Source organism: Orbaceae bacterium lpD04 (assembly GCA_036251935.1).
GTDB classification, from domain to species: domain Bacteria; phylum Pseudomonadota; class Gammaproteobacteria; order Enterobacterales; family Orbaceae; genus Orbus; species Orbus wheelerorum.
Window position 1 is genome coordinate 2,451,553 of the sequence record CP133967.1, and the last position, 12,889, is coordinate 2,464,441.

Annotated in this window: 10 protein-coding genes; 3 read left to right on the forward strand and 7 right to left on the reverse strand. The window is 36.2% G+C overall.

Annotation, left to right across the window (positions count from 1 at the left end):
• Window positions 1-17 precede the first annotated feature (17 nt).
• The 3 genes from rfaD to RHO14_10895 form a co-directional block, all read right to left on the reverse strand.
• Complete coding sequence (gene rfaD, locus RHO14_10885) at window positions 18-944, reverse strand: ADP-glyceromanno-heptose 6-epimerase (protein ID WVD70854.1); 927 nt, start codon at window positions 942-944, stop codon at window positions 18-20.
• Window positions 945-1,051: 107 nt separating this feature from the next.
• Window positions 1,052-1,825: a tRNA uridine 5-oxyacetic acid(34) methyltransferase CmoM gene (gene cmoM, locus RHO14_10890; GenBank protein WVD70855.1), complete on the reverse strand. Its 774-nt coding sequence runs from the start codon at window positions 1,823-1,825 to the stop codon at window positions 1,052-1,054.
• Window positions 1,822-2,556, reverse strand: a complete 735-nt coding sequence (locus tag RHO14_10895; GenBank protein WVD70856.1) for a 1-acylglycerol-3-phosphate O-acyltransferase — start codon at window positions 2,554-2,556, stop codon at window positions 1,822-1,824. Before RHO14_10895 ends, cmoM begins: the two co-directional genes overlap by 4 nt.
• Before the next feature lie 63 nt (window positions 2,557-2,619).
• Here RHO14_10895 and mnmD point away from each other — a divergent pair, with 63 nt between their 5' ends.
• From mnmD to pth, 3 genes are all read left to right on the forward strand, one after another.
• Window positions 2,620-3,339: a tRNA (5-methylaminomethyl-2-thiouridine)(34)-methyltransferase MnmD gene (mnmD, locus tag RHO14_10900; protein ID WVD70857.1), complete on the forward strand. Its 720-nt coding sequence runs from the start codon at window positions 2,620-2,622 to the stop codon at window positions 3,337-3,339.
• A gap of 269 nt (window positions 3,340-3,608) precedes the next feature.
• Complete coding sequence (locus RHO14_10905; GenBank protein WVD70858.1) at window positions 3,609-4,556, forward strand: ribose-phosphate pyrophosphokinase; 948 nt, start codon at window positions 3,609-3,611, stop codon at window positions 4,554-4,556.
• A 54-nt stretch (window positions 4,557-4,610) separates the two neighbouring features.
• The gene (gene pth, locus RHO14_10910; GenBank protein WVD70859.1) at window positions 4,611-5,195 is read left to right on the forward strand and encodes an aminoacyl-tRNA hydrolase; all 585 of its coding nucleotides are present in this window, start codon (window positions 4,611-4,613) and stop codon (window positions 5,193-5,195) included.
• A gap of 112 nt (window positions 5,196-5,307) precedes the next feature.
• Here the strand turns inward: pth and RHO14_10915 are convergent, their stop codons facing one another.
• From RHO14_10915 to RHO14_10930, 4 genes are all read right to left on the reverse strand, one after another.
• Entirely contained in the window at window positions 5,308-7,857 is a 2,550-nt protein-coding gene (locus RHO14_10915; protein WVD70860.1) for a filamentous hemagglutinin N-terminal domain-containing protein, read from the reverse strand.
• Between the two features lie 109 nt (window positions 7,858-7,966).
• On the reverse strand, window positions 7,967-8,137 hold the full coding sequence (locus RHO14_10920; GenBank protein ID WVD70861.1) for a hypothetical protein: 171 nt from the start codon (window positions 8,135-8,137) through the stop codon (window positions 7,967-7,969).
• Between the two features lie 461 nt (window positions 8,138-8,598).
• Entirely contained in the window at window positions 8,599-11,100 is a 2,502-nt protein-coding gene (locus RHO14_10925) for a filamentous hemagglutinin N-terminal domain-containing protein (protein WVD70862.1), read from the reverse strand.
• A gap of 69 nt (window positions 11,101-11,169) precedes the next feature.
• The gene (locus tag RHO14_10930) at window positions 11,170-12,870 is read right to left on the reverse strand and encodes a ShlB/FhaC/HecB family hemolysin secretion/activation protein (GenBank protein WVD70863.1); all 1,701 of its coding nucleotides are present in this window, start codon (window positions 12,868-12,870) and stop codon (window positions 11,170-11,172) included.
• Window positions 12,871-12,889: the final 19 nt, after the last annotated feature.

The following is a 12,889-nucleotide window of genomic DNA, read 5'->3' on the forward strand; positions in this document are numbered from 1 at the left end:
ACAATTATCTGACAAACTTATTTAGCATTTAGGCAGTGCATATATTCAGCCGTACCTTGCGCAACGGTTTTAAATTCAATTGGGCAACCCGTTTGTCTAAATTTGGTTAAATCGGCTTGGGTAAATGCTTGGTAGCGCCCTTTTAGATTGTCAGGAAATGGGATATATTCTATTTCGCCATGTTGATGATAGGCAAGCACCGCATCAGCAACCGCTTGGAATGATTCAGCGCGGCCGGTACCACAGTTATAAATACCTGATTTTTTATTTTGCCAAAACCATAAATTAACTGCAACCACGTCATCAACATAGATAAAATCGCGCTTAAAGTTATCACTACCTTCAAAAAGTTTAGGTTTCTCGCCTTGACTAATTTGTGTATTAAGATGAAACGCGACGCTTGCCATGCTGCCTTTATGCTGCTCTCTTGGCCCATACACATTAAAGTAACGAAATCCACAAACTTGTGATTTTGCGCTTGGTAAAATCTGGCGAACATATTGGTCGAATAAAAACTTCGAGTAACCATAGACATTTAATGGTTTTTCAAATTGCCTATCTTCAATGAAATTATCTGAACGCCCGCCATACGTTGCTGCCGATGAAGCATAAATAAAGGGAATGTTATAATCTAAACAGTAATGGAGTAGGTCTTTAGAATAATCATAATTATTTTCCATCATATACTTACCGTTCCATTCGGTAGTTGAAGAGCATGCCCCTTCATGGAAAATAACTTCAATGTCTAAATCTTCGCCAGAAATCAGTGTCGAAATAAATTCATCTTTATCCATATAATCAGCAATATCGAGATCGACAAGATTGGTAAATTGAGTACCATTAGTCAAATCATCAACGACTAAAATATCACTGCGACCTAGAGCATTTAGCCCCTTAACGATATTACTGCCAATAAAACCTGCTCCGCCTGTTACAACTATCATAATATTTACCTTTTATACTAAAAATAATTTGTTAATATCATATCGATTTGTTGGTTACTTTCATAGCCTTTAACGAAAGATAGACCAGAAGATAAACCAACACGATATTAATGGCATTTAGCCACTACATGAATATACCGAGCTAAATTAATATAAGGCTCTTGCCTACAAAACTGCTTTTCAAGTTCAAGTAATTCATCAAATCGAGTTTGCTGCTTTTGTTTATCAACTAAATAATCGTGGAAAACTCGGATCCCTGTTTTATTAATTATATTAAAATTGAGTTCACCAAGCCAATGATAAACATCATCGGGGTTTCTAGGATAATTAGGTGATAATGTTTTCTTTTTGCGTTTATTTAAGCCAGCTTGCACATAACCAAAATTAGCTAATGTGACGGTTCTAAATAGTAACCCATGGTAGTTATAAAACATCAGTGATAAAACGCCATTTGGCTTAAGTAGTGTTTTTAGTGATGATAAAAAGTCAGGGCCATCAACAACCCACTCTAATACCGCATGACAAATCACAATATCAAAACTCGCTGATAAATCATGGCTTAAGTCTTGAACGGCGCAATGACGATAATTTAAATCAACACCATTTGCCTGCGCCTCTATTTTTGCGACCTCTAACATCTGCTGTGAAATATCACAAATCGTGACATCATGGCCTAATTTTGCCAGTTTACACGCTATTTGCCCTTGCCCGCCACCAGCATCTAATATTTTTAATTTTTGTGATGATGGAAAGTCATGCAAAATCGTTTCGATATCTTGCCAAATAATAACTTCTCGGATCTTACCTTTGGTTGTACCATAAATATTTTTGGCAAACTTACTTGTAATATCATCAAAATTACGGTCAGTATTGATACTCATGATTTGTGATTATTTCGTTCAGCGGCTTCTTGATCTAGCTGCTTTATTTTATCTGACATCATTTGATAACAGCGCTCCATTAGCGCTTTCGCATCTTCTTTTTTCATATTTGATGTATCAATAGGCTCAAGCATCTCGGTTATCATATAGCCGTTATTCCAACGATTTAGATTAATTTTATTGGTATTAGAAATACAAATCGGGACGATCGGCACGTTAGCGGCAATTGCGGTGCGAAATGCACCAGTTTTAAAGGGTAATAAGCCACGGCCATGACTGCGCGTACCTTCAGGAAACATCCAAATAGAAAGGCTTTTCTTTTTTATTTCATTAACGACGAACGTTAATGTATCACGCGCTTTAGATTTATTATCACGATCAAGTAAAATATTACCCGTTAACCAGTAAAGAGGCCCAAAAAAAGGGATCCATACTAAACTTTTTTTACCAACAGTTACCGTTCCTGACTGAACAATTTGCCCGGCAACTAAAATATCATAATTATTTTGGTGATTAGCAATAAATACACAGCTACCAAGGCTTTTAATATCTTTGTATTCACGAGTTATCACTTTCACACCAAATAAAGCCCTAAACGTGACACTAAATATATGCGCAAATTTCGCGACATTTTTAGGATTACGAGGATTAAATAGGCAAAAAATAACCCCAACAAGACAAATCAAAATCCCTAAAATCACACCCATAATTAATCTAAAAACAAAAATCATAATTTACCTCTCAAATTATTGTAAGCTATTATATGCAACTATACCAATTAGAGAAACAGATAAATGAAGACAAATAATATTGTTTGGTTCGATAGCACAACGCCAATGTCTACCCACTTTAATGATGTTTACTTTAATAGTGAAGGGGCAATTGCTGAAACGCGCTATGTATTTATTGAAGCCAATAAATTAAATGAACGCTTTTTAGCGCATACTCAATCAATCTTTACAATCGGCGAAACAGGCTTTGGATCTGGACTTAACTTTATAATTGCTTGGCAACAATTTGCCCTCTTTCGACAACAAAATCCAGATCATCCGTTAAAACAACTAAAATTTATTAGTATTGAAAAATACCCATTGCAAAAAACGGAATTAGTGTTGATCCATCAAGCTATTTTTGATGATCAACAGCTAATTAATCTAGCCAAACAACTAGAAAAACAATGGCCTTGTCAATATTATCAATTTGGCGATGTAATATTAAATGTTGTATTCGGCGATATTAGCCAATTTGCGGATCATTTAATATGCTTTAATTTATTGGTTAACGCTTGGTTTTTTGATGGTTTTTCTCCAGACAAAAATCCTGATATGTGGTCAACGGATCTGTTTACTAAATTATATCAACGAACCGCGAGTAAAGGAACGTTTTCGACCTTTACCGCAGCAGGTCAAGTAAGACGAAATTTAATCAATGCAGGCTTTAATGTACAAAAATATAAAGGTTATGGAAAAAAACGCGAAATGTTAGTCGGTTATAAAAATAGCTCGCCTAAATAACGCTCTTATTATTATCAGTTTTCGTTAAAATATTGTTGTAAAACCTAATTATAGCGCAAAGACCTATTTTATCGGCTTAATAGCCCCCATAAATCACGTCGAATTTAAGCGTTTATCCGCTATAAAATAAAAATATCATAATAAATATCAATTTTTACAACAAATTCCTACATTATAGTTGAGGATTATCCATAATTAATTATATAATTATAAATCTGATTTAACAGATTACTAATTAAGTAGTCATTATACACCTTTGAGGTTTACTCGTGCCTGACATGAAGCTTTTTACCGGCAATGCAACACCAGAGCTGGCAAAACATATAGCAAATCGCCTTTATACATCACTCGGCGATATCGTCGTTAGCCGTTTTAGTGATGGTGAAGTAAATGTCCAAATTAATGAAAATGTTCGTGGTGAAGATGTTTTCATAATCCAGTCTACTTGTGCTCCGACTAATGATAATTTGATGGAACTACTTGTTATGATTGATGCTATGCGTCGTGCTTCTGCAGGTCGTATTACAGCAGTTATCCCTTATTTTGGTTATGCAAGACAAGATCGCCGCGTACGTTCAGCTCGTGTACCCATTACCGCAAAAGTTGTTGCAGATTTTTTATCAACCGTTGGGGTTGATAGAGTTTTAACTGTTGATCTACATGCAGAGCAAATCCAAGGCTTCTTTGATGTACCTGTTGATAATGTTTTTGGTAGCCCAATTATTTTAGAAGACATGTTACAACAAAACTTTGAGCATCCTATTGTAGTTTCACCTGATATTGGCGGCGTAGTACGTGCCCGTGCAATTGCAAAGCTACTTAATGATACCGATATGGCTATTATCGATAAACGTCGTCAGCGCGCTAATGAAGCTGAAGTGATGAATATTATCGGTGATGTTGCAGGTAGAGACTGCATCTTAGTTGATGATATGATTGATACCGCTGGAACACTTTGTAAAGCAGCCGATGCATTAAAAGCCCGCGGCGCAAAACGTGTATTTGCTTATGCAACTCATCCTATTTTCTCGGGTAAAGCGATTGAAAACATCAAAAATTCAAAAATTGATGAAATTGTCGTTTGCGATACAATTCCTTTAGCGCCAGCAGTTAAAGCGCTAAAAAATGTTCGCCAATTAACCTTATCTGGCATGCTCGCTGAAGCGATTAGACGAATCAGTAATGAAGAATCTATTTCAGCAATGTTTCACTACTAAATAGTATGCTTATTACGGCCAATAAATCATTATTGGTCATAATATTATATCAATATGACAACAATTAAACTTATCGTAGGACTTGCAAATCCTGGCAGTGAATATGCACAAACTCGTCATAATGCCGGAGCATGGTATGTTGATACACTTGCCCAGCGTTTTAATCAATCACTAAAAAATGAAGCTAAATTTTTTGGTTATACCGCGCGCATTAATATCGACGGTCAAGATATTCGTTTACTCGTGCCAACAACCTTCATGAACCTAAGTGGCAAAGCAGTTCAAGCGGTTGCTACATTTTATCAAATCAAGCCTGAAGAAATACTCGTCGCACATGATGAATTAGATCTTAATCCAGGTATTGCTAAACTAAAATTAGGCGGTGGTCATGGCGGACATAACGGTTTAAAAGATATTATTAATAAGCTAGGCAATAACCCTAACTTTTATCGTTTACGTATTGGTATTGGCCATCCTGGCGATAAAAATAAAGTTGTTGATTTTGTCTTAAATAAGCCATCACAGCCAGAGCAAGAGCTTATTGATAAGGCAATTGATGAATCAGTGCGTTGCACGGAAATATTAGTTAAGCAAAGCACAGAAGCTGCCATGAACCGACTACATAGTTTTAAAGCCTAATATCGCGCTATTAGTAGATAAAAAGCCCAATTGGTTTATTGGGCTTTTATTTCAAATGGAGCAATATAGTGTAGGATTAGGCACTATTTAAATGCCTATTACCATTTAATTGCTATTTATAAAAATTTGCATTATAAGCAGATAAATCATTTTTACTTATATGATTACCATCACTGTCGTAAATATCATAGGTGTATTTTTGAGTCCCTTCTTGTACGACTTTCCGTAAAATATTATAATTATTAGAAATCTTTGTTATCCCAACGCTAGTAGATAACGCGCGCCCCGAAATCGTGCTACGCTCGTTAATAATTTCACTAGCCGACAGTGTCATCTTTCCAGTACTTTTGATTTTAGCTGACTGGGAATCAAGAACATTGACTTTATAGGTTTTTTGATTGTAATCATAATAATTATATTTTGTCGTATCATCTTCTGTCCCAGTAACTTTTAAGTGTAGAACATCAGAGTCAATATCGTCGTTATCAACGATAACCTCATCAGCGCTATAACGCTTATTCGCATCATCAGCAAATGACCATTCTTTGATATTTTTATCCTCAATTAACACATCAACAGTTTTAATTGTATTATTAATTTTATCTGCATTAATGGTCAAACTACCGCCAGCAGAAATTGTTGAAGAGATATTATTAATAGCTGCAGCCCGACCAGTAACTTGCCCATTATCATCAAGTTTACCGCCGATATCAATATTGCCGTATTTACTTTGTATTGTTCCGCGGCTCTTATTATCAAGGGTATTTACCGCAAACTTAATATTTTGTGCTACGTCAATTGTTCCTGAATTATCAATTTTACCATCAGCAATTATCGTTAAATCATTATAATACGTTTTTATTATATTTGTATTAAAAACATCATTCGCTTGCACGGTAAGATTCTTGTTTGCAGAGATCGAACCGTTATTATTGATGTTTTTTAGACTAACAAGATTAAGATTAGTACCGCTAATCCTTGAGTTTGCACCCTTATTGTTAATATCCTGCGTAACGGTGATATTATTTGCGACTTCACTACCTAAACTAATCGATTGTTCATTAGTCAATTTACCATCGATATACATACTCATCGTTTGATCGTAACCACTATTTGACCCGATATTAGCCCTATTAACGAACTCTATTGCTTTAATATCAAAGTTATTGCTATAAATACGGCCTCCCCCATAATTAGTAATTGTTTGATCACTATTGAGAATTAGATTATTAGCACTGATTGTTCCACCTGAATTAATAATTGCTTGCACACCATTTAAGCTAACATTTTCACTCGTTATATTGCCGTAATAAGGATTAAGAATTCTTCCACTCGCTATAATTAAGATATTGCCATTACCATTGTAGCGAGTTTTAATATTGTAGTCATTCTCGATATCTTTCACGCTTATAGCTATGCTATTATCCCCTTGGATAGTACCTTGATTAGTAATGTTATCAGCAGATAGATTAACGCTGTTATCAGCCATAATAACCCCCCTAGCATAATCCTGATATTGTGGCATGTAAGTTGCTTGATTGTTAATTTCTTGCGCGCTCACTAGAACAATATTTTTTCCATAAATAGACCCTACTCCTGCATTATTAATATTCTGAGAGGCGTGAATATTAACGTTAGTGCCTGAGATTGTACCGCTATTGCTTATTTGACCATCAGCACTGATGTCGATAGTATCTTGCTCTAAATACCCCGCATTACGCACGCCAACGCCGCCCTCAGTACTAACGAGCTTAATTTTACCCGCGTACATTCCACCTAATGCCGCAACATCAATCGCTAATTCGGGTTTAGTGTCATTGCTAGCAAGTTTATCTATGGTTTGTAAATCATGACTAACCTTATTTTTACCTGCGATAACCGTTAGGTTTTTGGCTTGTATTTTGTCATTAATATTTACGGCGCGGGCGATTAAGTCAGTATAATCTTGTTGACTGCTATCAAATGCGCCATTAATAGTAATATTACCTTGTTCAACTTGGTAACCATTTAGCTTACCGTCCTCACCGATTATCAACTTACCGGTGGTTAGTGTTGCGCGATCGGCATTAATAAAGCCGCAACCATTACAGGTAATACCGGCGGCATTGGCGATCACCACCTGCGCCTTTTGCCCGGCAACTTCAATGCGGCCATTTAGCTGGCTGGCGTTTTGCGAGTTAATTTCATTTAAAATCACCTTAGCACCGCCAGAGCTTGCTAAGTTACTATTACCGGCAATATTACCGCCAAGCGTTGTATTTGATGACTGCGCGTTATTATTTAAAATAACGCCCTCTTTTGATACATCAAACTGGGTATATTTATTATGTGAAACACCCGCTTGATTAGCCTCTTGGATATTGACAACCGTTGGGCCATTCGCTCTATCGATAATACTCGCTTGCTGGGACTGATTAGCATTACTATCGGCAATAATAGTATTTGCGTTACTTTGTGCAACAACACTCACCATGCCGAGCGCAACAAACGTTAAGAAGCTGAGCGGTTTTAATGCCGCAGTCATTTTTTTATCTAGACTTAGGCTTGCCTTAGCTTTTTGACTACTTCGGCCTTCACCTTGATGACGTTTAACAATTTCCGCGACCACCATAACCATGCCACGTGCTTTATTGAAAATAAGACGGTAAAAATGTTTATTCATATTCTATTCCTTATTTTTGTTTGTTGTTTGTTGTTTGCTGTGATTAGGTTAATAATTCCAGCTGAGATTAAAACCGAAGGTAAAATCATCGGTTTAAAAATTTATGGTTTTATAATGCTATTAATAATAAATAAATCCCCTTACCAGCAATGCATTTGCCCTGTGCTTGGTTTAATAACGCCGATAACAAGATGATAAAAGGTAGCGCATCATGCCAAGGCTGCTCAACATGATTAATGACAAAGCATGGCGTTTCAGTTGGGAAATTGATTTGATGCATTTTGGTAATAGAAGACTGTAAGTGAAAATCTGGAGCATTAAGGAATAAACTACCTTGTAATGCCTTTTGCTATTCTTGCTGACCGTTGATCGTTTTTTCAGTGGGGATTGGTAACAGATCGGCTTACGCACAAAACGATAAAATAGTGAGATAAATATGCAACAAAATAATTTCTTTAATTTGATTTTCATTAAATTTAATATTTATTTACAATAAGTAATTAATATTAGAATAATAACCACACTAAATCCATGGAAAACATTACTTTTGTAATGATTATTGTTCTGTTTGATCATTTACTAAACAATCAAAATAGTGGTAATTAATGTAGCGACAAGGCGACGAATTAAAAGAATAAGTTAACGAGCGATTAAGTGTCGTTAAAAAACCCAATACAAAGTATTGGGTTTTGGTTTTAAATGGAGCAATGTATTTTAAGATAAAGCACATTTAAATGCTTATTACCATTTAAATTTCCAGTGATGGAAACTCACATTATAATCAGATGAATCAGTTTGACTAAAGTGATGGCCATTACTGTCATAAACATCATGGGTATACTCTTTAGTTCCCTTTTTTATCACTTTGCGTACTGTATTATAATCAAATATATAGTTCGAGATCCCAACACTCGTTGATAATGTATTACTCGCATTAATTTCACTATGATCGTTAATTATTGTATTGGCTGACAGTGTCATATTTCCACCACTTATCATTTGAGCTGACTGAGCATCAAGTACATCAACTATATAAGTTTTTTGATTATAATCATAATAATTATATTCTGTGGCATCTTTTTCTGTACCAATAATTTTTAAATGCGAAACATCAGAGTCAATATCATCATAATCAACCGTGATTTTATCAGCGTTATAGCGCTTATCATCGGCACTTTTAAATGACCATTCTTTGATATCTATATCCTCAGCAATCACATCAACAGTCTTAATCGTATTATTAATTCTATCTGCATTGATGGTTAAATCCCCCCCAGCAGAAATCGTTGATGATATATTATTGATAACGTTAGCACCACCAATACTGTTATAACGCCAATCATAAGAAATCTCGTCAAAATAATAATAAGGCTTTCTACCTATATTAAGAGTTTCATCGCTAATTATTTCCCCATGGTTATAATTATTAAGTGCAACTGTATCAATATCTAATTTCTTTTTAGCCTCTAGTTTACCGGTGTTATTTAGCTCGTTAGCTTCAATATATAAATTATTTTTTGAAATTATAGTACCATCATTATTAAATGAACGTGCGATAAATCCGTAAATGTCATCCCCTCCAAATATTATATTTCCTTTATTATAAAAATCAATTGCAAAAGCAGTTGCAGCCACTTCAGCGACAATATCACCGGTATTTAAAAATTGTTCACGAGCACTAAAATCCTGAGTTGCCGCATTTATTTTTGATGTATTGTATATATTTTTTGATATAATATAAAATGAAGTATCTCCTGCAATAATATTACCATTATTATAAACGTTTCCGTCATCACTAGTAAGCAAAAAAAGTTTACTGCTTTCTGGGTAATCATTTCTCGATAGTTCAATATTCCCATTATTAGTAAAGTCTTGTTTTGAAGCAAAATTAATATAATAACTATGTATATCAACTGAAACTTTAATCTGACCTTCGTTAACAATTTCACCAAAAGATTTTAGAGTGATACTATTTTTGAATTCATAATTAATAAGCTCATCTTCAGTAAAACCTTCAAGAGTAGGTTTTTGTGTGGTATTCGTATCATTACTAATGGTTTCTAAGTTAGTTTGTAAATTAGTTTGTAAGTTAGTTTCTAAGTTAGTTTGTGATTTTATTGATTGAGTTGAAACACTTTGGTGTTGACTCCCCACAACAACTTGCCCTTTTGCGGTTTCAATTAGACCTGTATTGGTAATGTTGCCAGAGGAGATTATACTAATATTGCTACCATCAGTGTCACTATTCGTACGGATATGACCGGCATTATTTACGCCAACGCCCGTCTCTGAGCTCACCATTCTGATTTTATTTGCATACATCCCCCCCAAAGCTGCCACATCAATCGATAGCTGTGTTTTTTTATCATCACTATCAATTTTTTCTATCCTGCCTATATTATTCTCCTCTACGTCATAATATTCTGGGTTGACATTAACTTTATTTTTACCCGCGATAACCGTTAGGTTTTTGGCTTGTATTTTGTCATTAATATTTACGGCGCGGGCGATTAAGTCAGTATAATCTTGTTGACTGCTATCAAATGCGCCATTAATAGTAATATTACCTTGTTCAACTTGGTAACCATTTAGCTTACCGTCCTCACCGATTATCAACTTACCGGTGGTTAGTGTTGCGCGATCGGCATTAATAAAGCCGCAACCATTACAGGTAATACCGGCGGCATTGGCGATCACCACCTGCGCCTTTTGCCCGGCAACTTCAATGCGGCCATTTAGCTGGCTGGCGTTTTGCGAGTTAATTTCATTTAAAATCACCTTAGCACCGCCAGAGCTTGCTAAGTTACTATTACCGGCAATATTACCGCCAAGCGTTGTATTTGATGACTGCGCGTTATTATTTAAAATAACGCCCTCTTTTGATACATCAAACTGGGTATATTTATTATGTGAAACACCCGCTTGATTAGCCTCTTGGATATTGACAACCGTTGGGCCATTCGCTCTATCGATAATACTCGCTTGCTGGGACTGATTAGCATTACTATCGGCAATAATAGTATTTGCGTTACTTTGTGCAACAACACTCACCATGCCGAGCGCAACAAACGTTAAGAAGCTGAGCGGTTTTAATGCCGCAGTCATTTTTTTATCTAGACTTAGGCTTGCCTTAGCTTTTTGACTACTTCGGCCTTCACCTTGATGACGTTTAACAATTTCCGCGACCACCATAACCATGCCACGTGCTTTATTGAAAATAAGACGGTAAAAATGTTTATTCATATTCTATTCCTTATTTTTGTTTGTTGTTTGTTGCTTGTTGCTTGTTGCTTGTTGTTTGCTGTGATTGTATTAATAATTCCAACTGAGACTAAAACCGAGAGTAATATCATCCGTTTTAAAGCCCTGTGGTTTATAAATAGGTGTTCCGGCAAAGGTATCATACGAGATCCCATATACGCTGCCGCGCAGGCCAAGCACGGTACCAGCAAGCTTTTTGCCGAGTAAATAACCTGAATTAGCGCCTGACACTTCGCCATAATCCAAGCCCAAATAGAGTTCATTATTTAACGGCGTTACCCATGCAAGGTCATTGCGCACATACCAACCACTATCAGCCGTTAAACTCATCTCACCATCAAAGCCTCTAACCGACCAACGGCTGCCAATTGAAAAGCGCTCAGGCGGTGTTAATTTTCCACCACGGGTAAATTGACTTTGGTAATCAAGGCTGTAGCGAAATCGCTGTGATTCGAGACTAAATGGCACATTTAAAAATAGGTTAAGATTAAAAATATCCGATAACGCTGTTCCATAGCCACTTAACTCTTCTGGCGCCGCATTCGCACCAAACCAACGCACGCCTTTTTTATAGCTCGCCCCCAAATAAAGCGTGGTGTTATTAAAGTAATGGCGGTGATTAATACCGAGGATCCAGCTGGTGGTTTTACGGCGTTGTACCGCTATTTCAGTATCTTCAATATAGTTATGTGACTCCCTAAAATTGAGCCCATAACTTAATGTTGTTTTTTGTGAAGCATTACGATGGAGCACCCGGCTAAGTTGTAAATTAACATTACGACTTCGACCGCTATATTGATAATCAGTTAAGCCTGCGATATTTTGATGGTAGGTATTACTGCTTAAGTATGAACTTAGCGCCCAATAGCCCATCGGCACGGAATAAGCAAATAGGTAATTTTTTGAGCCGTATTTACCTTTTCCCTCTAAATCATGACCGCCAGAGACATAAAACGCATCACTTATACCCAATGGATTATCTAAGTAAAGTGTTAAGCCACCTTGATAGCGCCCCGTATCTTTAGAGCCTGAATCATCGAGTGAGGCGCCAATACGCCAATATTTTGACTGACTGCGGTTAATGATAATATCGCTCTCACCAAGCTCTTTACCTGGTGTTAACTGTATATTGGTATTGACCGTCGGTATACGCTCTAAGTTTTCCAATCCTTGTTCGATATCACGTAAATTAAGTAGCTGCCCTTTTTTAGTAGGAAAGGCACTTTGTAAGCTCGCGCGTTTATCACTACCATCGGTATAATAAATATTGCCGATAGAGCCTTTAACCACTGATAATGCTAATATGCCACTGGTTAAATCTTGCTGCGGCACTGTTACTCGAGTAGTAATATAGCCGTAGCTGATAATGCGGTTTTGTAACGCGGTTAATAGTAAGTAAATCCCCTTACCACCAATACATTTACCTTGTGCTTGATTTGATAACGCCGATAACGGAATGATAAAAGGCAGTGCATCACGCCCACGCAGTTCAACATGATTAATGACAAAGCATGGCGTTTCAGTTGGGAAATTGATTTGATACATTTTAGCAACAGAAGGCTGTAAGCGAATATCGGGTGCATTTGAAGATAAACGACCTTGTAATGCCTTTTGCTGTTCCTGCTGATAAATTAGCTGCTGATCACTGATCGCTTTTTCAGTGGGGGTTGGTAACAATTCAGCTTGCGCATAAGATGATAAAATAGTGAGATAAAATATGTAACAAAATAGTTCTTTTAATTTATTTTTCATTAAATTTAATATTTATTTA